This is a genomic window from Intestinimonas butyriciproducens, assembly GCF_016901775.1.
Taxonomy (GTDB): Bacteria; Bacillota; Clostridia; order Oscillospirales; family Butyricicoccaceae; genus Pseudobutyricicoccus.
In genome coordinates, this window is sequence record NZ_JACJKW010000021.1 from 21,128 (window position 1) to 46,213 (window position 25,086).

General features: G+C 58.3%; 24 protein-coding genes. 16 read left to right on the plus strand and 8 right to left on the minus strand.

Annotated elements, in window-relative coordinates; translation table 11 throughout:
• The first annotated feature begins 177 nt into the window (after positions 1-177).
• The 4 genes from H6A25_RS10770 to H6A25_RS10785 all read left to right on the plus strand — a co-directional run bounded on the left by H6A25_RS10770 (position 178) and on the right by H6A25_RS10785 (position 3,277).
• Positions 178-1,485, plus strand: coding sequence for a phage terminase large subunit (locus H6A25_RS10770; protein WP_204752128.1), 1,308 nt, complete (start codon positions 178-180; stop codon positions 1,483-1,485).
• Positions 1,486-1,557: 72 nt separating this feature from the next.
• The gene (locus H6A25_RS10775; protein ID WP_204752129.1) at positions 1,558-2,007 is read left to right on the plus strand and encodes a hypothetical protein; all 450 of its coding nucleotides are present in this window, start codon (positions 1,558-1,560) and stop codon (positions 2,005-2,007) included.
• Positions 2,008-2,032: 25 nt separating this feature from the next.
• Positions 2,033-2,869 carry a hypothetical protein gene (locus H6A25_RS10780; RefSeq protein WP_204752130.1) on the plus strand — a complete coding sequence of 279 codons (837 nt, stop codon included), beginning with the start codon at positions 2,033-2,035 and terminating at the stop codon, positions 2,867-2,869.
• 33 nt (positions 2,870-2,902) lie between these two features.
• A complete protein-coding gene (locus tag H6A25_RS10785; RefSeq protein ID WP_204752131.1) occupies positions 2,903-3,277 on the plus strand; it encodes a hypothetical protein in 375 nt (124 codons plus the stop codon).
• Between the two features lie 29 nt (positions 3,278-3,306).
• On the opposite strand, the gene H6A25_RS10790 is transcribed toward H6A25_RS10785, so the two are convergent.
• Complete coding sequence (locus H6A25_RS10790) at positions 3,307-4,260, minus strand: DNA-methyltransferase (RefSeq protein ID WP_204752132.1); 954 nt, start codon at positions 4,258-4,260, stop codon at positions 3,307-3,309.
• On the minus strand, positions 4,245-5,009 hold the full coding sequence (locus H6A25_RS10795; protein ID WP_204752133.1) for a hypothetical protein: 765 nt from the start codon (positions 5,007-5,009) through the stop codon (positions 4,245-4,247). The genes H6A25_RS10790 and H6A25_RS10795 overlap by 16 nt, the downstream gene beginning before the upstream one ends.
• Before the next feature lie 405 nt (positions 5,010-5,414).
• On the opposite strand from H6A25_RS10795, the gene H6A25_RS10800 reads away from it, so the two are divergent.
• From H6A25_RS10800 to H6A25_RS10810, 3 genes are all read left to right on the plus strand, one after another.
• Complete coding sequence (locus H6A25_RS10800) at positions 5,415-6,209, plus strand: type III pantothenate kinase (protein ID WP_204752134.1); 795 nt, start codon at positions 5,415-5,417, stop codon at positions 6,207-6,209.
• A gap of 135 nt (positions 6,210-6,344) precedes the next feature.
• Entirely contained in the window at positions 6,345-6,932 is a 588-nt protein-coding gene (locus tag H6A25_RS10805) for an ECF transporter S component (protein ID WP_204752135.1), read from the plus strand.
• A 100-nt stretch (positions 6,933-7,032) separates the two neighbouring features.
• Positions 7,033-8,385, plus strand: a complete 1,353-nt coding sequence (locus H6A25_RS10810) for an RsmB/NOP family class I SAM-dependent RNA methyltransferase (protein WP_204752136.1) — start codon at positions 7,033-7,035, stop codon at positions 8,383-8,385.
• A gap of 310 nt (positions 8,386-8,695) precedes the next feature.
• Here H6A25_RS10810 and H6A25_RS10815 read toward each other — a convergent pair whose 3' ends face one another.
• A complete protein-coding gene (locus H6A25_RS10815) occupies positions 8,696-8,920 on the minus strand; it encodes a hypothetical protein (protein ID WP_187013516.1) in 225 nt (74 codons plus the stop codon).
• A 989-nt stretch (positions 8,921-9,909) separates the two neighbouring features.
• On the opposite strand from H6A25_RS10815, the gene H6A25_RS10820 reads away from it, so the two are divergent.
• From H6A25_RS10820 to H6A25_RS10855, 8 genes are all read left to right on the plus strand, one after another.
• Complete coding sequence (locus H6A25_RS10820; protein WP_204752137.1) at positions 9,910-10,494, plus strand: hypothetical protein; 585 nt, start codon at positions 9,910-9,912, stop codon at positions 10,492-10,494.
• A gap of 3 nt (positions 10,495-10,497) precedes the next feature.
• Positions 10,498-12,348, plus strand: coding sequence for a hypothetical protein (locus H6A25_RS10825; protein WP_204752138.1), 1,851 nt, complete (start codon positions 10,498-10,500; stop codon positions 12,346-12,348).
• Positions 12,349-12,361: 13 nt separating this feature from the next.
• Entirely contained in the window at positions 12,362-14,098 is a 1,737-nt protein-coding gene (locus tag H6A25_RS10830) for a collagen-like protein (RefSeq protein WP_204752139.1), read from the plus strand.
• 16 nt (positions 14,099-14,114) lie between these two features.
• The gene (locus tag H6A25_RS10835) at positions 14,115-15,065 is read left to right on the plus strand and encodes a DUF6273 domain-containing protein (protein WP_204752140.1); all 951 of its coding nucleotides are present in this window, start codon (positions 14,115-14,117) and stop codon (positions 15,063-15,065) included.
• A gap of 43 nt (positions 15,066-15,108) precedes the next feature.
• Complete coding sequence (locus H6A25_RS12980; RefSeq protein ID WP_204752141.1) at positions 15,109-16,032, plus strand: hypothetical protein; 924 nt, start codon at positions 15,109-15,111, stop codon at positions 16,030-16,032.
• Positions 16,033-16,046: 14 nt separating this feature from the next.
• The gene (locus tag H6A25_RS10845) at positions 16,047-16,262 is read left to right on the plus strand and encodes a hypothetical protein (protein WP_204752142.1); all 216 of its coding nucleotides are present in this window, start codon (positions 16,047-16,049) and stop codon (positions 16,260-16,262) included.
• Complete coding sequence (locus tag H6A25_RS10850) at positions 16,263-17,843, plus strand: hypothetical protein (protein ID WP_204752143.1); 1,581 nt, start codon at positions 16,263-16,265, stop codon at positions 17,841-17,843.
• A gap of 384 nt (positions 17,844-18,227) precedes the next feature.
• Positions 18,228-18,746, plus strand: coding sequence for a hypothetical protein (locus H6A25_RS10855; protein WP_204752144.1), 519 nt, complete (start codon positions 18,228-18,230; stop codon positions 18,744-18,746).
• 120 nt (positions 18,747-18,866) lie between these two features.
• Here H6A25_RS10855 and H6A25_RS10860 read toward each other — a convergent pair whose 3' ends face one another.
• Positions 18,867-19,082 carry a helix-turn-helix domain-containing protein gene (locus tag H6A25_RS10860; RefSeq protein WP_204752145.1) on the minus strand — a complete coding sequence of 72 codons (216 nt, stop codon included), beginning with the start codon at positions 19,080-19,082 and terminating at the stop codon, positions 18,867-18,869.
• 39 nt (positions 19,083-19,121) lie between these two features.
• Positions 19,122-19,376 carry a helix-turn-helix domain-containing protein gene (locus tag H6A25_RS10865; protein ID WP_204752146.1) on the minus strand — a complete coding sequence of 85 codons (255 nt, stop codon included), beginning with the start codon at positions 19,374-19,376 and terminating at the stop codon, positions 19,122-19,124.
• A 554-nt stretch (positions 19,377-19,930) separates the two neighbouring features.
• Between H6A25_RS10865 and serS the strand changes: the two genes are divergently transcribed.
• Entirely contained in the window at positions 19,931-21,226 is a 1,296-nt protein-coding gene (gene serS / locus H6A25_RS10870) for a serine--tRNA ligase (RefSeq protein ID WP_204752147.1), read from the plus strand.
• Between the two features lie 100 nt (positions 21,227-21,326).
• On the opposite strand, the gene H6A25_RS10875 is transcribed toward serS, so the two are convergent.
• From H6A25_RS10875 to H6A25_RS10885, 3 genes are read right to left on the minus strand one after another with little or no spacing between them, the layout of a single operon-like run.
• The gene (locus H6A25_RS10875) at positions 21,327-23,690 is read right to left on the minus strand and encodes a hypothetical protein (protein ID WP_204752148.1); all 2,364 of its coding nucleotides are present in this window, start codon (positions 23,688-23,690) and stop codon (positions 21,327-21,329) included.
• Between the two features lie 30 nt (positions 23,691-23,720).
• Complete coding sequence (locus H6A25_RS10880; RefSeq protein ID WP_204752149.1) at positions 23,721-24,221, minus strand: Gx transporter family protein; 501 nt, start codon at positions 24,219-24,221, stop codon at positions 23,721-23,723.
• A 26-nt stretch (positions 24,222-24,247) separates the two neighbouring features.
• The gene (locus H6A25_RS10885) at positions 24,248-24,637 is read right to left on the minus strand and encodes a NusG domain II-containing protein (protein WP_204752150.1); all 390 of its coding nucleotides are present in this window, start codon (positions 24,635-24,637) and stop codon (positions 24,248-24,250) included.
• Positions 24,638-25,086: the final 449 nt, after the last annotated feature.

Consider the following 25,086-nt stretch of genomic DNA (forward strand, 5'->3'; position numbering starts at 1 on the left):
TCAGCCAGGTACCCTCAATCCCTCAGTCGGCGTTCGCCGACAGCTCCCTTTGCACAAGGGAGCCGTCTTTGCGGCCCAGCATCCAACCAGCCATAGTGTTATTGCCGGGTGCGGCAGCACCGCCTGGGTCCAGCGGCACGCTGGTCCCGACACCGGACCGCAAAAGGAGAGTGAGAAATGAAATTGATTTTAAAACAGCCATCCCCCAGGCAGAGGGAATTTTTGCGGGCCGATACCCGCTTCATCGCCTATGGCGGCGCACGGGGCGGCGGGAAAAGCTGGGCCGTGCGGCAGAAAGCCCTGCTCATGGCCCTCCGCTATGACGGCATCCGTCTGCTGCTGCTCCGCCGCAGCTATCCCGAACTGCGGGAAAACCACATCCTGCCCCTGCGCCATATGGCCGAGCCGGTGGCCGACTACAAGGAGCTGGAAAAAACCCTGGTGTTCCATAACGGCAGCCGTCTCAAATTCGGCTACTGCGCCAGCGAAGGGGACACCCTTCAGTACCAGGGCCAGGAATACGATGTGATCTTCCTGGACGAGGCCACCCAGTTCACCGAGTACCAGTTTTCCACCCTCACCGCCTGCCTGCGAGGGGCCAACCCCTTTCCCAAGCGGATGTATTTTACCTGCAACCCCGGCGGCGTGGGCCATAGCTGGGTCAAGCGCCTGTTCGTGGACAAGGAATACCGGGGCGTCGAAAACCCTGCCGACTACACCTTCATCCCCGCCCGGGTCTATGACAACAAAGTGCTGATGGAAAGCGACCCCGGCTATGTGAAGATGCTCCAGAGCCTGCCCAAAGGACTGCGGGAAGCCTGGCTGGAAGGGAAATGGGATCAGTTCGCCGGACAGTTCTTCCCGGAATTTCAGGAGGACACCCATGTGTGTCAGCCTTTTTCCATCCCGGTGTCCTGGCGGCGGTATTTTGCCATGGACTACGGCCTGGATATGCTGGCCGGGTATTTTATCGCCCTCAGCCCGGAGGGGAAGGCCGTGGTCTACCGGGAGATCTACGAAAGCGGTCTCATCGTCTCCCAGGCCGCCCAGCGCATCCTGGACTGCCATGAGCCGGTGGAGTGCTTTCTGGCCCCGCCCGATCTGTGGAACCGGCGGCAGGACACCGGCCGCAGCGTGGCCGAGATCTTTGCCCAGAAGGGCATCTGGCTTGAGAGGGCGGAAAACGCCCGGGAAAGCGGCTGGATGGATCTGAAAGAATGGCTGCGCCCAGGGGAAAACGGCCCGGCCCTCAGGGTGTTTCCCTGCTGCCATAACCTGATCCGCTCTTTGCAGGCCCTCCGTTTTGACCCAAACGGCGGGGGAGACGCCGCCAAAGAGCCCCATGAAGTGACCCATGCCCCCGATGCCCTGCGGTATTTTGCCGCCGGACGGCCCCGGCCCCCCAAGCCCGAGGAACTGCGCCCTCTCCGGGAGGATTTCCACTTCAAGGGGGAGAAGAAGCACGACCGGGTGTGGGCGATTTGACGAAAAAGACGATTTCCAAAGGCTATCATACCCTTAGCGGCAAGGCCGCCAATCGGAAAGGAGGAAAAAAGGGTGAACCAAGAGAACAAAACCAAAAGCCTTCCGCAGAGGGAGGACAAAGCGCCGAAAGAAGCCCAGGGTTCCATGAAAATGGAACAGGAGATTCCCCAGCTGCTGGCTGAGCTTCAGGCCCTGCGCCAGAGGGAGCGGGACTGGGTGTTCCGGGAGGATCTGGAAAAGCTGCGCAAGGCATTCCCGGACATGGCTCTGGAGAGCATCCCCCAGCTGGGAGACGATTTCCTGAAACTGCGCAGCATGGGCATCGACCCCATCATTGCCTTGCTGGCCATCCGCCAGGCGGAAGAGGTCATGCGTCCGCAGACGCCCCCCATGATGGGCCCGGCCGACGGCCAGAGCGAAGGGGAGGAAGGGTTTTTCGCCCCGGAAGAGGTGCGCCGCATGACCCCTGAGCAAGTGGAACAGAACCTGAAAAAAATCGAAAAAAGCCAGCGCCGCTGGTAAACTGCGAGAGGAGGAATGAACTCTTATGAGTTTCCGTAACTTTATCCCCACCGTCTGGAGCGCCCAGATGCTCAAGTCCCTGAAAAATGACAATGTGGCCGTGCGCCTGTCCGACGCCCGCTACCGCTCCGATGCCAAGTACGGCGAGGAGATCAAGATCAATGGTGTGGGCAAGGTGAACATCCGGGATTATGTGAAGGGCGAGCCTTTGAGCCGGGACGGCTGGGAAGACCAGAGCACCCTGATCAAGATCGACCAGCAGAAGTATTTCAACTTCGGCGTGGACGATATCGACAAGCGCCAGGCCCAGGGGGATCTGATGGCAGCCCTCCGGGAGGAAGCCAACCTGGCCCTCAGTGAGGCCGCCGACCGCTATGTGTACAGCTTCTATCCCGAAGCCGGCCAGGTGGTGGAGCAGCAGAGCCTGACTTCCGGCAATGTGCTCAGCACCATCACCGCCGCCATCAAAGCCCTCTATAAGAACAATGTGCCCAAAAACGCCGCCTTCAGTCTGGAAGTTTCCCCCGATTTCCTGGAGAAAATGCTGCTGGCCGATGTGATCTACGGCAATCCCAACGGCGATACCTTCAAGAATGGTTTCGTGGGCAGAGTGGGCAAGTGGCTCAATGTGAGCGTGTACATGACCAACAATCTCTGCAAAGAAGAGGACAAGGACTGCTGCATCCTGCGCACCAAGCGGGCCATCGCCTTTGTGGAGAACATGAGCCAGGTGGAGGCCTACCGCCCCGAGGACAGCTTTGAGGATGCACTCAAGGGCCTGCATGTCTACGGCGCCAAGGTGGTGCGCCCCGATGAGATGTGCGTCATCAAGTGCGGCTACGGCGCAGAGGACAAGATCTGAAACAATACCTTATAAAATAAAGGAGGAATTTCCATGACAAAGATCACAGCCACCGATTGCGTGCGGGACGGTTTTTCTCCCGCCATCCAGTATACCCCCGGGGAAAATGAGCTGTGGGCCCCGGCGGGGAAGGACGAGCGCACGGTGATTCTGGTGCGCAACGACAGCGGCACAGACTGCGGCGTTACGGTGGAAGCCGGAGACGGCCTGCGCAAAAGCATCGGCCCCTTCCACGGCAAGGTGGCAAACGGCCAGGAAGTGGCCATGGTGCTGGACAGCATGCGCTTTAAGAAGCTGGAAGGGGAACAGAAAGGCGGCTTTGTGCTCAGGCTCTGCGATGGAGAGAATCCGGAGTCTCCCTTCTCCGGCACCGCCGCCGGCGTCAAGTTCGCTGTGGTACGCACATAAAAAAACGGCCTTCGGGCCGTTTTTTTATGTTATTTTTCCGGGCAATGCTCCGCCTTCATTTGCTCAATAAATGCATACTGGCCGGATTCAAACAATTTATCCCCGTATTTTGATTTTACTTCCTCAACAAAATTCCCGATTGCATCCGGATGATGGTGTAAAAACCATTTGATATGATTTTGAATGTACTCCAACCGTATAGCGGAGTCATTCAGATCATTGGGTACCCGTTTCATTCGTTCATCAATACTGTCGAACCCAGTAAATGGCGCTGCCAATCGTTCATGGACCATTTGGATGTATTCCGGGTTGATGTCGATGCCGATGCCGCTGCGGTTGGTCTGCTGGCATACCCGAAGCATGGTGCCGCTTCCCACAAATGGATCGAGGACGGTGTCGCCCTCGTTGGAGGAAGAGAGAATCATGCGTTCATACAGCCCTTCCGGCTTCTGGGTGGGGTGCTTCTGCCTGTTTTTGTTGCAGTAGTGCATATGGGAAAATTCCCAAACATTCCCGGGATTGGCCCCTCGCATATTGTTTACCGAGCGATAGAATTTCTGTGGGATGCGAACATCATCCAGATTAAAAACAAATTTTTTGGGATGCTTTGTAAACATCAGGATATCATCGTGCCGGGGGGAAAAACCTTTTGTTTTTCCAATACCCTGGGTGTAATACCAGGTGATCCATGAGTTGAAATACATCCCCAGCTCCTGCTCCAGAATCGTATAAATATAGGAAATGTATTTCACGCCCATAAAAACATAAATGGTTCCGTCATCGGTCAGAACACGATATGCTTCTCTCAGCCATTTTCTTGAAAAATCCAGATATTCGGTAAATTCCAGACGATCCAGGTTGTTGCCATAATCCTTATTCAAATTATAGGGAGGATCGGTGACCACCAGACGAACGCTTTTGTCAGGGATCTTTGGCAGCTCTTCAAGGGCATCACCGCAGAGGGCGACTAATTTTTGATCCATTGGTTCTTTCGTGCCTCTCTATAAAAATCATCCATACTTCGACGGGAACTGTGCAGGTATTTTTGGTCGAGAAGCTGGCACATTTCCCAGGTGGTTCGGTATTGGTAGGTCACATAGTGAATATCCTTGATCTGGATTTGACCAGTGCCCAGGGCAGGGTTATAGTGGATATCCTCATCGCTGATGAATTTCAAATCGTAGGCGTTATAATCGGCCACTTCCATGATGCCGTCCATCAAGCCGGTTTCCTTGTTGCGCTGGGAGTAAACTTTATGCTTGATAGACAAGATGATAAACATATAATCCGGATCCACAACATATGCCGTCCTGATTCTGGAAAAAGAGGTAATGTTGGGACCTTTTCCGCTGTTGGGAATGTCCTTGGCGGTTGCTTTCACATCAATGTTTCCTGTGAGCACACGCCCGGACTTCCGAAATTGAAGAATGATATCGGCCATGCCTAAACGCTCCTGCGTTTCCACATTGATAAGCTGATATTCATGATCGCTGTTGTCGCGGATACCGGCAAATACTTCTCCTGCCCATGCCTCGATCATGGGACCTGCAATTTTGTTGATGTTTTCCAGCGGCAAGCCCATTCTGAGATTGGTGTTGAGAATGATTTTGTTATCGCCTGCCGTTTTGCGAGCGTCCAGAATGGCAACGATCTGCCGGATGATAAATGCAGAGTCCTCTTGATATGTGGGAGATTCCTGGGGAATCTTAAAAATCAAATCTTCATATTTCATACAGCAGCCCCTTTCATTTTGCATTTGTAAGCAAAATAACCCAAATAAAGCATAGCACAAATTCATGGATAAGACAAGCAATGGCGGAAGCAGCGTGATGCTGGCGGAGTGCCTCCGCAGGCATACTTTCTTTGCCCATTGCATTCAACCAGCCTTCGTTCTATTGCTTAGCGCGGCAGCGCAGTATGGCTGTCCGGACACCGGACCCCTGCCGGGTGATGGTTTATCACACCCGGGCAGCGTGACGCTGCACCCGTTCTTTTCTTTGCCCCATTGCATTCAACCAGCCTTCGTTCTATTGCTTAGCGCGGCAGCGCAGTTTGGCCGTCCCGACACGGGACCTTGACTTTTGGGGAGCGGGGATATTATAATAACCCACGGAAAAAAACAGGGGAGGGGAGCAAAATGCTGTTAGTCATCGCCATCGGCAGCAGCAACATCCGCATCGGCCTTTACGAGGGAGACAAGCTGCGGATGCAGACCAGTATGCGGGTGGACACCCAGATCCTCCCCGACGAATACGCCGTCAAAATCCAATCGGCCCTGGGTCTCTTCGGCTGCCGGGCGGATGAAGTGGAGGGGGCCATCCTCTCTTCGGTGATGCCGCCTTTGACCTTCGGCATCCGCCAGGCGGTGGAGCGGCTTTGCCATGTGCGCCCGCTGGTGGTGGGGCCAGGGCTCCGAACCGGCCTTCCCATCCGCATCAACGACCCCGCCCAGCTGGGCAGCGACCTGGTCACCCAGGCCGTGGCCGCCCGGGAAATGAAGCTGGGCCCCACTGTGGTGTGCTGCCTGGGCACCGCCACCACCTTCGTGCTCATGGACGGGCAGGGGGCCGTGCGGGGGGCTTCCATCGCCCCGGGGATGAAAATCTCCCTGGAGGCTCTGGCCCGGCATACCGCTCAGCTGCCCTGGATCGACCTGGAAACACCGCCCCCTGGCGCCGTGGGAAAAACCACGGTGGACAGCATGAAAAGCGGCCTGCTTCTGGGCACGGCCTGCCTGGTGGAGGGCATGACAAAGCGTATGGAAGAAGAATTGGGGGAAAAAGTGTCCCTGATCCTCACCGGCACCTTTGCCCCCCTCATCGCCCCCCTTTGCCGCCGGGAGTGCCGCGCAGAACCGGATCTGGCCCTCTGGGGCCTGCGCCTGATCTATGAGCGCCATCGGGAAAAACGAGGGGAAAGGGGCGCAAAATAACTGGCAAGCCATCCAGCTTTTCACCCGTTGATATCAGGGGCTTTTCACAGAACGCTGCGCCTTTTAGGGCGTTGCGAATACATGACTGCGCCGCATCCGGCAAAAGGACGGAGCGGCAGCAAGGAGGAAAAATTTATGAGAAACACAAGCAAACAGACCCTGCGGCTGGCCCAGCTGGCCATCCTGATCGCCCTGGAAGCGGTGATGACCTTCACCCCCCTGGGCTTCATCATGGTGCCGCCCATCTCCATCACATTGCTGCATATCCCGGTGATCGTGGGCGCTGTGCTCATGGGCCCGGTGGACGGAGGGATCCTGGGGCTGGGCTTCGGCCTTCTCAGCATGACAAGGGCTTCTTTCATGGCGTCCAGCCCTGCGGATATGGCTTTTTCCCCCTTTCTCAGCGGTGAGCCCCTCAGCTCCATCGTGATGTGCATCATCCCCCGTATTCTGCTGGGTGTCATCGCCGGCGGGCTCTATCTGCTGCTTTCCAAAAAGATCAAAAGCGGCGTTCTGGCCATGGGCATCAGCGCCGTGGCGGCTACTTTCTGCCACTCCATGATGGTGCTGGGGCTTCTGTCCCTGCTCTTCCAGTCCCTGCCCCTGAGGGAGGTGCTGGCCGCTCTGGTGGGGGTCAACTGCCTGCTGGAAATGCTGGCCGCCGCCGTGGTGGCCGTGGCCGTGTGCAAGCCCTTGCAGCGTGTGGCGAGCCGGGCGAAGTGATCCAGGGGGCTTACATTGCTATCATCGGGTCCAGCGTCACGCTGGACCCATATTTTTCTTTATTGCATTGGTTCAGGCCGAGAGAGGAGAGATGTGAACCATGGAGCTGCCGGTAGGATTCAAAGAACGGATGGAAGGTTTTCTGGGAAAAGAAGAGGCAAAACAGCTGTTTGCCCAATATGAGCAGGAGGGGCGGCATCTGGCCCTGCGGGCCAACACCCTGAAAATCACGCCCCAGGAGCTGGGGGAGGTTTTGCCCTTTCCCCTGACGCCGGTGGAATGGTGCCCGGAAGGGTTTTATTATGAAGAGCCTGCCCGGCCGGGGCTGCATCCCTTCCACGAAGGGGGCCTTTACTACATCCAGGAGCCTTCCGCCATGGGAGTAGGGGTGCTGGCCGGGGCCAGACCGGGAGAGCGGGTGCTGGATCTGTGCGCCGCCCCGGGGGGCAAGGCCACCTATCTGGCCGCCGCTATGGAAAACCAGGGGCTTCTGGTGGCAAATGAGATCCATCCTGCCCGGGCCAGGGTGCTCAGCCAGAACATGGAGCGCATGGGGGTGACAAACGCCCTGGTGTGCAATATGTCCCCTCGGGATCTCCGGCGGCGCCTGCCCGGCTTTTTCCACCGGGTGGTGGTGGACGCCCCTTGCAGCGGCGAGGGGATGTTCCGCAAAAGCCCTGCCGCTCTGGAGCAGTGGAGCATGGACAACATCCGTCTGTGCCACAGCCGGCAGATGGAGATTCTGGAGCAGGCCGATGCCCTTCTGGCCCCCGGCGGGGTGCTGGTCTATTCCACCTGCACCTTCGCCCCGGAGGAAAACGAGGGCACGGTGGCGGCATTCCTGGAAAGCCATGATTACATTCTGGAAGACGCCTGCTTTTTCCCCGGTTTTGACCGGGGCAGGCCGGATTTTCTGGGGGGCGGGGAAGAACTTCGGAAAACCGCCCGGCTCTGGCCCCACAAAATCCGGGGCGAAGGGCATTTCATGGCAAAGCTGCGGAAAGCGGGGGAAGGAGAACCGGCCCTTCTGCCGGAAGAGCCGGGGGTGAAAGCACCCCGGGAATGGCTGGAGTTCTGCCAGAGCGCCCTGCCGGACTTCCCCCGGAAGGAAGAGCGGCTTTGCCTGTTTGGCAGCGAGCTTTACCAGATGCCCGAGGGCACGCCCCAGCTCCCAGGGCTGCGGGTGCTGCGGCCCGGGCTGCATCTGGGCACTTTGCGGAAGGGACGGCTGGAGCCGGCCCACGCCCTGGCACTAGCTCTGCCCCGGAGGGAAAACGGGGTGGCCCTCTCTTTGGAGGACAGCCGTGCAGAGGCATTTCTCCGGGGCGAGGCCATTGCCTGGCAGGGAGAAACCGGCTGGCAGCCGGTGCGCCTTTTGGGCTTCCCCCTGGGCTGGAGCAAGGTCTCCGGCGGCCAGGCCAAAAACCATTATCCAAAGGCATTAAGACGGTAGGCGCGGCGAGCCGGTCCCGTGTCGGGACGGCCGTTCCTGTCTCCGGTGGGGATGCGCTGGGGGCCCCCGTGCTCCGGGTGTGATAAACCATCACCCGGAAGGGGCTATTGTGCAATCCTGGCAGCGTGCAAAGAAAAAAAGCTCTCCTTCTCAGGAGGGCTTTTTCTTTGTCTCTGTCCGAGATAAGTATTGGTATGCATAACTGACCTTTTTATTCATTTTTTATGAATGCCCAATGAAAAGGAGCAAGGTGTATCGACCTTGCTCCTCCTATGGGATATACTATTCAGTTCAACTAATTGGAATTGGCTTACTTCTTCTTTCCAAAGAACAAGGGAATTGCACCAAATATAATTGCAACGACAAGAGATATCATCGTTTTGAAAAACACCATATGGGTGATACTCTTAAAGAATATTTCTATCGGTTCTGCTTCTAACTTAATTCTCATGCCAGGGATTGCAAAGCAAATAATCAAATAAGTTGCAATAAAGGCAATCAAAAACAACACTATGGATACAGTTTTCTTTTTCATACAAACACATTCCTTTGTCAAATACAAGTTTGTCTAACTGTTCCTTGTCTATATAGACGAAAAGAACAGCAAAAAGTTCCGAACTATGGCTATATTATAGCATACTCGGTCTATTTTTGCTTTTGAATATCATTATAAGTTGAATTAAAATCAGACATAAAGTACCCCCACAAAATTGTTTTTGTAAGGGAATATAGTTTTTTATGTCAGCAACAATTCTGTTTATGCATAATTATCTGTGAAAATGTATATTTTTGTTCACCAATACTTATCTCGGACAGAGACTTTTCTTTTGGGCCGGTCCCGTGTCGGGACAGCCAAACTGCGCTTCCGCGCTGGGCAATAGAACCAAGTGAAAAGCAAAAAAACTCCCCCATCGGGGGAGTTTTTTTGTTATCCACCGGGGGTGGCCGGTTGTATGCCGAGCAGCAAAGACGGCTCCCTTGTGCAAAGGGAGCTGTCGGCGAACGCCGGTCCGGTGGGCCGGACGGCCAAACTGCGCTGCCGCGCTGGATTATAGAACCAAGTTGAGTGGGTCTGCCCAGCTTTACAATCCCCCCTGACCGTCTGCGACGGTCCCGTGTCGGGACAGCCAAACTGCGCTCCCGCGCTGGATGATAGAACCAAGTTGAGTGGGTTTGTCCAGCTTTACAATCCCCCCTGACCGTCTGCGACGGTCCCGTGTCGGGACGGCCAAACTGCGCTGCCGCGCTGGATGATAGAACCAAGTTGAGTGGGTCTGCCCAGCTTTACAATCCCCCCCTGACCGTCTGCGACGGTCTGTCCCCCCTTTGCACAAGGGGGGCTTTTTTTGCACTCTGCCAGGAATTCACCGCAGCCCCTTCCGGGTGATGGCTCGCCAGCACCGGAGCACCGAGCCTGACAACGCATAGAGCCTTCAGCGAGTTTTGGCCGTCCCGACACGGGACACGCTGCACGAAAAATACCGTTTGGAAGTGATAAGGTGAAGGGGAAAGGAGATGAGAAAAATGAACTGGGGAGAAATCAAACAGGCCGTGCTCCACAAGCTGGACGGGCCTGACCAGGACCTGGCGGAGGAATACCGCAGCCGGATGATCCCCGCGGCCAACGAGGGCCTTTACCTGCTGGCCACCGGAGGAAAACCCATCTACCGCCAGGAGGAAGTGGAGGTGACCGGGGAAAAGCCGCTGCTGCATCTTTCCTCCCTGCCTTGCTACTGGGAGCTGGACCGGCTCTGGCAGTACCAGGGAGAGGAACTCCGGCCCATCGGCTCCTATGTGCGCCAGGGCGATACCCTGATGCTGGCCCCCGGCCGCTACCAGGCGGCTTATTGGGCCCTGGAAGAGCCGGTGACCGGGGACACCCCCGACGACCACACCTTCACCCTTTGTCCGGAAGCCCTGTCCCTTTTGCCCCTGTACATCGCCTCCCAGCTGTATAAACACGACAACGCCCAGCTGGCGGTGATCTGGCGCAATGAGTTCGAAAGCGGCCGGGATCTTTTGCAGCTGAACCATCGGGAGCGGCGGCGTCAGCCGGGAACGGCGGAATTTGAAAGCCTGCCTTGGGCAGGGTGGGGAAGGGGGCAATAACAAATGGCCCAATTCAAAGTGCCCTCCCAACCCAAAGTGTACCAGACCCGCTATGCCCGGTTCCGGGGGGTGGACTTTTCCACCGACCCGGCCCTGGTGGACCAGAGCCGCTCTCCCTTTGCCCCCAACCTGGTTTCCGACGCCGGCGGCATGCCGGAAAAACGCCCCGGCTGGCGTACCCTGTTCCAGCTGCGTCAGCCCATCAACGGCATCTTCGAATGGGAGATGGCCGGAGAGCCTTACCTTGTCATCCATGGCGGCGACACCATCTACACCTGGAAACAGGCCGAGGGGGAAACCCCGGAGATCCTGTGGCAGGGGCTGAACAGCGGCCGCTCCCAGGGCTTTGCCATGGACGGCGCCTTTTACCTGCTCACCGGCAAGGAGCTGATGCGCCTGCGGGAAAACAAGGAGGAAGGCCCCCATCCCTGGTGCGAACGGGTGAAGAATGAGGCCTATGTGCCCCTCACCTCCATCGGCCGCAGCCCCCAAGGGGCCGGTACCGATTACGAAGCCTGCAATATGCTCACTCCCCGACGCCGCAACAGCTTCTGCTGTGACGGGACGGCCCGGGACTATTACCTGGACGGGGTCATCAGCAATCTGGATACCATCGTCTGCACCCTGGACGGGGAGAAGATCACCGATTTTATGGTGGATGTGAACCGGAAATTCATCCGTTTCGACACAGCGCCCCCCAAGCCCCAGGTGGCCGGACGGGATAACCTGGAGATCGCCTTTGATGTGACCGACCAGGCCAGCATCATCGAAGAATGCACCATCTGCTCGGTGTTTGCAGGCTGCGCCTTCCTCAGCGGCAACCCCCAGAAGCGGGCCTTCGATTACCGCTCGGGCTACGGCGACCCCACCTATTTCCCCGACCTGGGCTATACCCGGGTGGGCAGCGATACCCCCATTATGGGTTATTGCTCCATCGGCTCCTTCCAGGCCATCGTCAAGGCCCCCTCCCAGCAGGAGGCCACCGTCTATCTCCGCCAGGAGAGTCTGCTGGAGGGCAAGACCATCTACCCGGTGCGCCAGGGGGTCAGCGGCGTGGGAGCGGTGTCCCCCTATGCCTTTGCCACCTTGCTGGACGAGCCGCTCTTCCTTTCCCCCCAGGGGGTCTTTGCCCTGTGCACCAGCAGCGTCAGCGAGGAAAAGGCGGTGCAGAACCGGAGCTATTTCATCGACAGCGCCCTGAAAGGGGAGCAGAACCTGGAAAATGCTTCGGCGGCGGTATGGCGGGGGCTTTATGTGCTGGCCCTGGGCAGCAAATGCTATCTGCTGGACGGCGGCCAGGAAAAATCCTGGCGCAGCCAGAGCATGGGGGACTATGTGTACGAATGCTATCACTGGGAGAACATCCCGGCCCGGTGCATCGCCGCCCGGGGGGAGGATCTGTTCTTCGGCACCGAGGACGGCCGCCTTTGCCGGTTCAGCACCGATGTGGCGGGCATGGAGCGGTACAGCGACGATGGAGCCGCCATCCCCTGCGCCTGGAGCACCAAGGCCGACGACGACGGCAGCTTCACCCAGTACAAAACCATGATGCGCCGGGGAAGCGGAATCATGATAAAGCCTTATCTGCGAAGTAGTGTAAAGGTGAATGTCCGTACAGAAAAAGACCTGGGACGGGATCTTTCTTACAGCACCATGGACATCTGGAGCTGGGAGGAGCTGGATTTCAGCCGCATGGATTTCACCGAAAACGACGCCCCCCGGGTCATTCCCTTCGGCTCCCGGGTGGGCCGGTACCTCACCTTGCAGATCACCGTGAAAAACGACGGGCTCAACGAGGGGTTCGGGGTATATGGCATCGTCAAGCGCTTTACCAAGGAAGGAAATGTGAAATGAAAGGAGCGAGAATATGTTGGAAGAACTGAAAATCCAGGAAAAGGACTACGAAGGCAAGGATGTGGCCTCGGCTCCCGACCGGCTCACCGGCGAGCCCCAGGAAAACAAGCAGGTCTTCGACCGGCTGGTGAAGGAAGTGGTGGCCCAGCGGTTCAACGCCCTGCTGGACGCCCTGATGGCCGAAACCGGCGCCGGGGAGATCGGCGCCGCCCTGGGTATGACTCTGGACAGCGCCCCACTTTCGGAAAACATCCGGGCTCTGCGTCTCAACGGAGACGGGCAGATGGAAGTGAGCAAGGACGGTTCCTACTGGGTCTCCGCCGCCTCCGGCGGACATCTGGTGCTGGATGCAGAGGGGAACGTTCTGCCCCAGCGGGGCCGGCTGCGCTTCACCCAGAGCCGGGTCGCCGACGAAAACGGGGAGACGGTGGTCTACGGCATCCAGGGCGTACAGGGGGAGCAGGGCGTTCCCGGCCCCCAAGGCCCCACAGGCGCACAAGGCCCCCATGGGCCGGTGTTTGTGCCTGCGGTGAGCAGCGGCGGCATTCTGTCCTGGAAGCTGGAAAACAGCCCCCAGACCCCGTCCTCCCAAAGCATCCGGGGCCCTCAGGGTCCCCAAGGGGAAAAGGGCGAAACCGGTCCCCGGGGTCCGGAAGGTCCTATGGGTCTCACCGGTCCCCAGGGCCCCCAGGGTCCGGAAGGGCTGCGGGGCCCTCAGGGTCCCCAGGGCGAAAGAGGGGTGCAGGGGCTCCAGGGCGAACGGGGCATCCAGGGGGAAACCGGCCCCCAAGGCCCCGCCGGTGAAAAGGGGGAGCGGGGGCTGCAAGGCCCTCAGGGCGAAAAGGGTGAGCAGGGGCCCCAGGGCCCAGCCGGAGCCGATGGCCGCAGCTTTACGGTGCTGGCCCGGTATGACACCCTGGAAAATCTGCAAAGCGCCCATCCCGCAGGCCTGCCGGGGGATGCCTATGCCGTGGGAAGTGCTCAGGAGAACACCATCTACATCTGGCAGGAAGATGGGGCACTGTGGCAGGAGATCGGCCCGCTGCAAGGTCCCCAGGGCGTCCCCGGCCCTCAGGGCCCCCAGGGGGTGCAAGGGGAGCAGGGCCCCCAGGGGGAACAGGGCCCCAGAGGTCTCCAGGGCCCGGCAGGCATCCAGGGGGAAACCGGCCCCCAAGGCCCTCAGGGGGAGAAGGGGGCCGACGGCGCAGACGGCGCCCAGGGCCCCCAGGGTCTGCAAGGCCCGGAGGGTCCCCAGGGCGAACGGGGTCCTCAGGGCGAGACCGGGCCGCAAGGCGTCCGGGGTACCTCGGCCTATGAAAGCGCCCAGGCGGGAGGATTTGAGGGCAGCGAAATAGAGTTCAACCAGAGCCTGGCTGCCGTCCAGCAAAAGGCCAACCGGGCTTCTTCCCCCACAGCAGGACATCTGGCCGCTTTGGACAGCGCCGGAAACCCCACGGACAGCGGTTACAGCCCGGCGGACTGGAAGAGCATCACCTTGAATGCGACGCTGACCACAAGCTGGCAAGGGGAAGGACCTTACACCCAGCAGGTGGCGGTGTCCGGCCTGAGCGCCAGCCACGAGCCCCTGGCCGATGTGGTGCTCACCGGCACGGCCAGCACAGACCGGGCCCGGCTGCAAGCCTGGGGACTGGTGAGCAGGCTCTGGACGGAAGAGGGGGTGCTCCAGGCGGTGTGCTATGACAAAAAGCCCACGGTGGAGCTGCCTTTGAAATTGCGGATCGTGAGGTGAGAGTATGGGAGAATGTATGATCTTGCGGCGGAATGGCGCCTATACCGGCACCATGGCCGGCCAGCCCCTGGGCTTCAAAGCGGTATCGAGCCGCATCGGCTCCATCGACTTAAGCTGGACCACCGTGCCCGAGGACACCGCCTATGCCGCTTTGCGTGTGCTGCGGCGTAGCGACCGGTTCCCCAAGGACGAACAGGACGGGGAAGTGATCTACGAAGGGCCGGGCAGCAGCTGCACTGACGAGGGCCTGACCCCGGGGGCCACCTATTATTACCGGGCCTTTGCCCGCAGCAAGGACGGGGTTTATCAGAACTCCTATTGCCAGACCACCGGCACCGTGCGGACGACCCAGCCTTTGATCCTGAAAAAGGTGGGAGATATCGTGCGCATCAAGGAGAATGACGCATGGCAGGAATATGTGGTGGCCCAGCAGGGCTATCCCCAGCAGGTGGGAGGCCATACCCTGCTGCTGCGCCGGGACATTGCCGGCCGGCGCACCATGTCCTCCGTCATGCAGAACGAATACGACGGCTCCATGGCCGATACCTGGCTGACGGGGGCCTTCCTTCCCACTCTGGACAGCGTTGTTTCCGCCAAAATCCCCACCTGTCAGATCCCCTATACCAGCGGGGGGGAACACACCCCGGGATACCTGCAGCGCCAGGTTTTCCTGCTCTCGGCCAGCGAGATCGGGGGCGGGGAAGAGGGCATGGCAGCGGAAGGCGCCCGCCTGGACCTGTTCCAGACCGATGCATGGCGCATTTCCAGTTTCCAGGACGCCCCCTATCTGTGGGCCACCCGTTCCCCCGATACCAAGGGTGCAAACCAGTTCTGGATGGTGGACGACACCGGCGCCTTTGCATCCAAAGCGGTGTATACCACCTGCGGGATGCGTCCGGCCTTCACCCTGCCGGGGGATGGGTTTGTGGTGGACATGGAGGGGAATCTGCTGGAAGCACCTCTATAAAGCAAAGACTCTTTACACCCATTGAAAACAAAGGAGGAAACCCATGGCATATCAGAAATTAGGCAGTTTTAACGACGCCTATATCAAGCAAAGCAGCCCCGGCTCCTATCAGCAGATCCAGGCGGCCAAAAGCGCCTGGGAGGCGGCCAACGCCGCCGGAGACCGGGCCGGGATGGATGCGGCCCACCAGGCGGCGGAGAGCATCCGGGCGGCCTATGGTTACAGCGGCGGCGTGGACGGCAGCCAGTACCTGCCCAACAGCTACGCCCCGGTGCGCAACCAGTACATGGACGCAGCCAATGCCGCCGCCCAGGCCTACCGCCTGGCAGCCCAGGCCGGGGCCAGCCAGCTGGAAGCCCAGCGCCCCCAGATCCAGGCCGACTATGACGCACTGGCCAAGCAGACCTATATCAACTACATGAAGGAAAAGCAGGCCCTGCCCGAGACCATGGCCAAGCTGGGAATCACCGGCCAGGGGGCCGCCGAGTCTACTGCCGCCAGCCAGAGCAACCAGTATCAGCAGAATGTGCTGGAAGGGGAGCTGGCAAGGCAAGAAGCCTTACAGGGCCTGAACAACCGGATCGATGAGCTGTATCAGCAGGGAGAAGCCCAGGCGGCCCAGGCCCAGGCGGACATTCTTCTGAGCCTGGCCCAGGGGTATCCGGACTTCCTTCAGAGCCAGCAGGAGTGGGAGTATAAACTCTCCCAGCAGCAGGCCGAAAAGAACCAGCAGGCCTGGGAACAAAGCCAGCAGGAATGGAAAAACCAGCAGCAGCTTGCGCAGCAGCAGCTGGCCGCCCAGAAGGAAGCCGCTGCCCAGCAGCAGGACACCTTCAACCGCCAGCTGGCGGTGGCCAAAATCCTGGCCCAGTACGGGGACTTTTCCGGCTACATTTCCCTGGGCTTCAATGAGGATCAGATCGCCCAGATGCGCAGGGCCTGGCAGCTCCAGCAGCTGCAAAAATAAGGAGGTGAGCCGAAATGACCATCTGTTTGCTTTTGGGCGTCCTGCTGGGCGCCCTGGGGGCCCTGTGCTGCTACCGGCTGGGGCTCAGTGAGGGAAGCCGCCTTGCAAGGGAGGGGAAGCTGGAAAAAGCTCCCTCCTCGGAGGAAAAAGAAAAAGGACGCCTGGGCCGCATTCTGCGGAATATCGACCGGTATGACGGCACCAGCCGGCGTCAGGAAAGGGTGGAATAAATGGGAAAGAGTGAAAAGATCACCGCCGCTCTTTTGTGGCGGTGGTACACCCGGGGGGATGAGCACCACCGGATGACAGATCTTTATGAAAAGACCAAAAAGGCCCACCGGTTTTTCCGGGGGGAACAGTGGTATGGTGTGGAAAGCGGCGGGGAGGCCCTGCCTTTCTATAATTTCATTCAGCCGGTGGTGGAGCACAAGGTGGCAAGCGTCTGCATGAACACCATGAGCATCCAGTATGCTCCCCTGGAGCATGCCGGGGCTCTGGGGCCCCAGGCCGGGGAAATCTGCCAGAAGCTCACCGCCTATGCCGCCCGTCAGTGGGAAAGGCTCAAAATGGACAAGCTGTGCTGGGAAGTGGTGAAAAACGCCTGTATCGCCGGGGACAGCTACATCTATTTCCACGACGGGGACTGCCAGGCCCAGGTGGTGGACACCTGCGACCTTTATCTGGGGGACGAGACCTGTCCCGATGTGCAGAAGCAGCCCTATTTGCTCATCGCCCGCCGCCAGACGGTGGGGCAGGTACGGAAGGCGGCCCGGCGGTATGGCCTGGGGGAGGAAGAGGTGCAGGGCATCGTCCCCGACGACGGCCCCCTGGACCGGCAGGAGCGGGAAGAGGAATGGGAGCACAGTGACACCCGGGAGGAAGAACAGCTGTGCACCACTCTTCTGGCCTTCTGGCGGGATGAGGACGGGGTGGTATGCTGCGCCCGGGGCACCCGGGATGTGCTCTACCAGAAGCCGGTGCGCCTCTATGGGGGCGGCCGGGGGCTGAGTCTCTATCCCATTGCCGCTTTCCGCTGGATGGGCCGCCGTGGTTCGGCCCGGGGGGACGGGGAGGTCACTCCCCTCATCCCCAACCAGATCGAAACCAACAAAATGCTGGCCCGCCGCCTGATGAACGCCAAAATGACCGCCTTTTCCCGGCTGGTCTATAACGCCGACAAGGTGCTGAACAAGGAGGCGCTGGAAGAGGTGGGAGCGGCCATCCGGGTGCGGGATATGCAGGCAAACGCCGTCACCGACATTGTCAGCTATCTGGGAGCGGCGCCCATGTCCCCCGATGCCCAGGCCCTGGCCCAGGAGCTGGTGCAGCAGACAAGAGATCTGGCCGGTGCGGGAGACGCCGCTCTGGGCCAGGTCAACCCGGAAAAGGCCAGCGGCGCCGCCATCATCGCCGCCCGGGATCAGGCGGCTCTGCCCCTCAACGAGCAGATCGCCGATTTCCGCCAGTTTGTGGAGGATGTGGCATCCATCTGGTTTGAGCTGTGGGCGGCCTATTATCCCGCAGAGCTGAGCCGGGGGGTCTATGCTCTCTCCGGGGAGCAGCTGCGGCGGCTGCGGGTGGAGATCCGCATCGATGTGTCCCCCAACAGCCCCTATTCCCGCTATGCTCAGGAGCAGGCCCTGGAGAATCTGTTCCAGCAGGGGGTCATCACCTTTGAGGAGTATGTGACCGCCCTGGATGAAAACGCCGCCGCTCCCAAGCAGAAGCTGGAGGATATTCTGAAGAACCGCCAGCGCCAGCGTGTCGGTGGCGAGCCGCCACAGCCGTTCCTGCGCTCCCGCGCTGAGTGATCAAACCAGGCTGGTTGGGTTGAACATGGCAAAGAGAGGAACGGCAGCGGGGACACCCCGCCGCTCCCGTGCTGAGTGATCCAACGAAGGTTGGGTTCTGTGATCGGGTGCGGCAGCACCGACTTGGCCGTCCCGACACGGGACCGGTAGCGCAATATGACAGCGGAGGCACTCCGCCCGTCCCGACACGGGACAAAGGCTCCCCATCGGGGAGCCTTTTTGCTGGCCCTGATTTTATTGCCTGGCGCGGCAGCGCAATATGGGTGCAGCGTCACGCTGCGTTGACAAAAAGCAGACTTTGTTATATGATAATTCAATAAAATACCCCTCCTGCTTGGGGAGGGGAAACGGTTTTCCGGTTTTGCTGGAAGGGGGGAACTCTCCATGAAAAAGAAGAGCCTTTGGATCCTGGCCGCATTGGTGTTGGTGGCGGCCGCCGGCGTGGGCTTTTATTTTCTTCGCCCCGGAGGGGGGAATCAGGTGAGCACCGGCCCCAGAAAGGTGATCCAGGCCATGATGACCTGCCCCAATGACGACCTGTTCACCGAGGATATGATGTCGGTGATCGGCGTGGGCGTGACCCCCGACCCGGAAAAGCTCCAGGAAGCCATGGAGGACTGGGACGACGCCAGAGAAGAGTGGGAAGAGGAAGTGGGGAAGTATTTTGCTCCTAACTGCCTGGATTCCTTCCTCAATGATTCGGTGGCTTCCTCCTATCTGGTGAAGGGCGTGCCGGTCAAAGTGGAAAAGATGGAACTGCTGGAACGGAAGAAGGAAGATTCCTTCGGCAGCGAAAAGGTACAGGTCACCGTCAATGTGGACGGCGTCCAGGAAACCGTCACCCTGGATTTCTCCCTGGATGGCGACGGCAAAATCACTTTTGTAAAACTGGCAGCAGCGTGAGTCCCGTGTCGGGACAGCCATACTGTGCTCCCGCGCTGGGCAGCAGAGCGAAGGCCGGGTGCAGTCCTGGTAAAATGCATAGACAAAAGCCTCCCGTCAGGGAGGCTTTTTCTTGTTTTCTTATGGGGAGTAGGGCTTTCGGCAGGAGGTAATGCCCAAAAGATAATCCACACTGGTGCCATAGAAGGCGGCCAGAGCAATGAGTACCCGGGTAGGGATATCATTTTCCCCGGTTTCATATTTGGAATAGCCTGTCTGGGACATATTCAGATATTGCGCCACCTGATTCTGGGTCAGGTCGGCATCTTCCCGCAGATCACGCAGCCGGTTTGCCATAGACTTCACCTCAAGGGAAGTATGTCATAATTTGTTAAGTTACAGTCTGCCAGCAGAGGCGCTTTGCTTCTGGGCGGTTTCCTCGATTCGGGCCACCAGCTCACTGGGGCGCATCTCCAGCGCCAGGGCAATGCGCCAGATGGTTTGAAAGTTGGCCTGTTTTGTGCCGGTTTCGATCATGGAAAGGTGGCTGCGGGCGATGCCAGCCAGGCCGCTGAGTACATCCTGGGATAGATTTTTGCTTTCCCGCAAATTGCGGATGGTCTGGCCCACAGCCTTGTTGTCAAATTCCATGGTGGCACCCCTTTTTCTCATAGTATTCTATGATTCTATGAGAAAAAGTCCCCGTCCATGTCTATCATCATAGACAAGAGAAAAAAGTTATGTTATACTCTTTGCAGAAAGAGGTGATATGGCATGCCGGATTATCAGAAGATGTATCACACCATGGTTTGGGCTGCGGAACAGTGCATTCCGTTGCTGGCCGATGCAGAGCGGGCTTGCGAAGAACCAGCGTGACGCTGGAGGCACTGGGGTTGCAATTTGAGGGGGAATGGGGTATACTACTCCTATACAGGCCATGAGGAAAGAAGCGGCGGCAGCGCCTTTTTAGAGAGCCGGCGGCTGGTGGAAGCCGGCAGGGCAAAACCGCTTTTCCGCTTTCGGAGCCTGCGGCGAAGAGCCGGGGGGCGCGCCCCGTACAGCGCACAAGAGGGGCCGGTGTATGCCGGCAACATGGGTGGCACCGCGGAAGTCTTCCGTCCCATAGGAAATGGGATCGGGGGCTTTTTCTTTTTCTCAGGAAAAGCACTCCGGCCCCCGGAACATTGTAACAGGAGGAAACCAAAATGCTGGACATGAAATTTCTGCGGATGAACCCGGAAGCAGTCAAAGAGAACATCCGCAAAAAGTTCCAGGAAAACAAACTGGAGCTGGTGGATCAGGTGCTTCAGATGGACGAGGAGTGCCGGGCGGCCAAAACCCGGTGCGACTATCTCCGCTCCCAGCGGAATACCATCAGCAAGCAGATCGGCAAGCTGATGGCCCAGGGCAAGCGGGAAGAAGCCGAAGAGACCAAGAGCCAGGTCACTGCCATGGCGCAGGAATTGCAGGAGCTGGAAGAAAAAATAAACCAGCTGAACGAAGAAATCCGCCGCCGGATGCTGGTCATTCCCAATATCATCGACCCTTCGGTGCCCATCGGCCGTGATGACAGCGAAAATGTGGAGCTGGAGCGCTTCGGCGAGCCCAAGGTTCCCGATTTCCCCGTGCCCTATCATGTGGACATTATGGAGAGCCTTTTGGGCATCGACCTGGACAGCGCCCGGAAAACCAGCGGCAACGGCTTTTATTACCTCAAGGGGGATGTGGCCCGGCTCCATTCCGCCATTTTGTCCTATGCCCGGGATTTCATGATCGACAAGGGCTTTGAATATTATGTGCCCCCCTTCATGATCCGCAGCAGCGTGGTGGACGGCGTGATGAGTTTTGCCGAGATGGAGAACATGATGTACAAGATCGAAGGGGAGGACCTGTACCTCATCGGCACCAGCGAGCACGCCATGATCGGCAAGTTCATCGACACCATCCTGGATGAGAGCGAGCTGCCCCAGGCCCTCACCAGTTATTCCCCTTGCTTCCGCAAGGAAGTGGGCGCCCACGGCATCGAAGAGCGGGGCGTCTACCGCATCCACCAGTTCGAAAAGCAGGAAATGGTGGTGGTCTGCAAGCCGGAAGAGAGCATGGAATGGTTCCAGAAGCTGTGGCAGTATTCGGTGGAGTTTTTCCGCTCCCTGGACATTCCTGTGCGCACCATTGAATGCTGCTCCGGCGACCTGGCCGACCTGAAGGTGAAGAGCGTGGATGTGGAGGCCTGGTCTCCCCGTCAGCAGAAATACTTCGAGGTGGGCAGCTGCACCAACATGGGCGATGCCCAGGCCCGCCGCCTGAGCCTGCGGGTGCGGCGGAAGGAGGGGGCCAACTACATCCCCCATACCCTGAACAACACCGTGGTGGCGCCGCCCCGGATGCTCATCGCCTTCCTGGAGAACAATCTGCAGGAAGATGGCTCGGTGCGTGTGCCCGAGGCCCTGCGCCCCTATATGGGCGGCAAGGAAGTGCTTTGCCCCAAAACTGGGAAATAAACAAGAAAAAAGCCGCCCTTCGGGGCGGCTTTTTTCTTTCGCCTGAGATATATTTCTGGGTGTGATGAGAAAATAACTGCGGGATCAAGCTCAACGAGGCTTACAGATTCATACCGGTTTCAAAGGAAGAAATGAATCGGTTCATGGATTTTCGGGCGATTTTCATAGCTTCTACAGTTTCTTCCGCTTTTTTGATCTGGGCTTTCAGTTTCTGTTTTTCCTTGCCCTTTGCCACATCTTCCCGTAGTTTCAATTCCACCAGGCCTTTTTCGATTTCAGCGATATTTTCCACATATTTCTCGTAAATGGTATTGGAGTAGGCTAAATCATGCTGATCGTTAAGGAAAACCTCCCGGACCGCTACAAGGAGCTTTGCAGATTGGAGAATGGTATTCTTTTTGCCGGACAATCCAGCTACGCCTGCAGCACCGCCTACACCGGCTCCTACACCCAGGCCGAGCACGGCGCCGCCGCCCACAATGGCAATGGTGCCGCCAGCCATTCCTGCACCGCCAACAGCCACAGCGCCGCCGCCCAGATAGGCCAGGCAGGTGCTGGTCAGAGCGGCGCCACTTAATCCGGTGAAGTTGGAGCCTACCAATAGGACAGCGATAGAAGGCGCAAAGGCACCGGAGAGGGCAATGGCCACAATGGCGATCACTGCTGTGATGGAGAGGGAGGTGATGGCTGTTTTTAGCACTTCCTTCAATTCCCACAGCACCTTTTTATAGCAGGTACGGAGTCGGTTGATATATCCTTCCGGATAATAACTTTCGGGAAAAAGAGAATCCAGATAACGGTCTCCTTTCTCTTTGCTATATCCCCAGACCACATTGTGAAGGCTTTTATATTTTTTGCTGGGTATCACATTGCCTTTCTTATCTTTTTCCAGACTCAGGGGATAATAGGGCTCGAAAAGCATCGCTTCCAGCAGAACCAACCGGAACCATGCCCCCGAAGGTTCATTTTCCCGGATCTTCTCCAGCAGTTCCCCGAGGGAATACCAGTGGATCTGAGAGTTTTCCACCTGAGTGAAACGGGAGAAGCCTTGGGTGATATAGGTTTTCCATTCTTTCAGCCATTCTGCCTTTAGCTGCTGGATGTTTTCACCCCGGACCGGCAGTTTGGTCTGGCGGATGTCGTGGAGGATTTTGTAATATTCCAGGTTATAGAGAATTTCTGTCTGGGAAAGGGTCAGCCCCAGTTTGTCCATATCAGCCATGTCAGCACCGATCCTTTCATAGACCCGGTCTTTTTCACGGGTATATACAGAGCGCTTGATTTCTTCGTACATTTGCCGGATTTTTTTTACATTCCGGGCTTTGAGACACCAGGCCACATCCTGGCCGATGGCGACAGCCAGACGCCCCACCCCCACATAGTTGACAGCAACCCAATATTTTTGTGAGATGACGGCGGCGCTCACATCCACTGTGGTGAAAACACTCGCCGCCACTACAAGCATTCTGGTGATGGTGGGGTTGTTTGCCGGTCTGACCTTTTCCCAGGAGATCTGCTTGATATCTTGGATGGAATGGAGAGAATGCTCCTGTATTTCCATGGCGAAGCGGCGGATAAAATAGAAAGCCCGGACCATACATTCGTTGGCGATCACCGGGATGGCCTGGCGGCCCAGTTCCACAGCTGCGCCAAGTTCTCCCCGCAGATCCCATTTCAAAAGACTCTCTCGGATGATCTGGCCGGTTTCATCCCGTTGGGCCAAAAAGGTGCCGTTGAAGAGGCTTGACAGCAAAGAGGGAAGGGAGCTATTGCGAAACAAAGGAAGAACAGAGATCTCTTTGGCTAGGGAAAGAAGAGGGCCGGGAATTCCGGTGCCGCCGCTCAGCCCCGCAGAACTGTGGCTGCCTGCCATGTCGCTGACAAGATGAAAGAACCAAAGGATGGTTCCATAAAAGATTTTTTGCGGCAGATCTTCTCCGATGAATACCTGACTTTTTTTCGGTACATCCACGATCAGAAATTTGCCATGGGAATCGGTACCGTATGCTTTACAGGTGAATTGGGTCAGCAAGGAGAAAATCAGCCCAGCTGGGGTGGGGTGGTGGGCAAAATCCCGCAGATGATGCTGTAGGCCGCCGCCAAAATCAGGTGTGTTCCCATCACTGGGTATGGGGAATTTATCCTCCAAGTATTTGACGCAGGAAGAAAGCTCCTCTTTCTTGCATCCCAGCATTTTTGCAGTTCTTTTCACCAGTTCATCGATTTTGTCACGGGCTACCCTGCGCCCACGGGCCAAATCAAAATCTCCTGCCCACAAAATATCCAGGGTACCACAGAGAAGACCGGATGCAATGGAAATGAAATAATCGGTCTGATCCGCTTGGCTGGTTAGTAGCTCGATCTGGCTATCCAAATCAAAAAGGATTTGGTCCAGATTGTACGCAGCTCCGGGGTTTTCTCTTTCATAGGGGATAAGGGTCACTTGAATGGAACTATTGTCCATGGCAGGTCGCTCCTTTTTGTGATACCGTTTTTATGCTGCCAGATGCTTCAGGCAGATGCGGGAGACGGCGGCGTTTAAGCAGCCGGTGAACAGGCCCAGGATCAAAAGCAGGGGCAGGTAATAGATGACCCCCAGGCTTTTCATCAGGATGCAGGCCCCCAGGATCTGGCCCACATTGTGGCAGGCGGCGCCGATGACGCTGACGCCATAGAGGGAAAACACCTTGCCCAGGCCTTTTTTGGCCAGGGCCATGGCAAGCAGGGAGAAAAGGGCCCCCAGCAAAGAGAGAAACAGGCTGGTGAAGTTTCCCGATGCCAGATACAAAACCCCCACCCGGCAGAGGGACACCCCCAGGGTGAAGGAGGGGCCCAGGGTGCAGAGGGCCACCAGGGTGACGATATTGGAAAGGCCCAGGCGGAAGCCGGGGAGGGGAAGCAGCAGGCTGAGGGGCAGCATTCCTTCCACCAGGGAGAGGCACAGGGCCAGGGCGGCCAGGATGCCGCTGAGGGCGATTTTCCGGGAGAGGGTCATGGGCAAGGCTCCTTTGGCAGGGGATTTCATCGGACGATGGCATCGGGGGCGTCATTTTCTCCCTGGGAGACCACCGTGACGCTCACCCGGTTTTCCAGGCACACGGCGCTCTGGCCCGCCCGGGTCAGCCAGCCGGTGTGGACGCAGTCCTGGTGAGGACAGGTGGCGGACCGGATGCACGCCCGTCCATTTTCCGCCAGGATGGTGTTTTCGTATGAACCGGTGAGGGTAAAGGTCACCGGCTCACTGAGGCCGCTGAGGGCGATGCGCCGCACCAGGACCCCGTTCTGCCGCACTTCGGCGGTAAGCTGGCCGCTGCTATGGCCCAGACCGGCGCCCCAGATGCCCCCGGCCAGCAGCAGAATCAGGGCAAAGGCCAGAAAGTCCCCTTTTTTCAGCTGTTTCAGCTGCTTCACCGCCGCTCCCTCCTTTTTCTTCGGATAAAAGACAGTATACCAAAAGAACGCCCCCCGTACAACCCCAGGTCCCGTGTCGGGACGGCCATACTCTCCCCGGCGGAGTGCCAGCGTGACGCTGGACCCATACTCTCCCCGGTTGAGTGCCAGCGTGACGCTGGACCCATGCTCTCCCCGGTTGAGTGCCAGCGTGACGCTGGACCCATACTCTCCCCGGTTGAGTGCGGTGGGTGGCTGAGTGCTCCGGCTCTGCCGGGAAGGGCTTGGGTACAGTCTTGGCAGAGTACAGAAAAAAGGCTCCCCATGGGGGAGCCTTTGTCCGGTGTCGGGATTGCATCCCTTCGCCAGGATTGCAGCCCATACAGCCTGAGAGAGTTTTGGGCGGCGTGGCGCCGCAGCCATACTTTCTTTGCCGGGATGCACACAACTGGCCTTCTGCGGCACTTGGC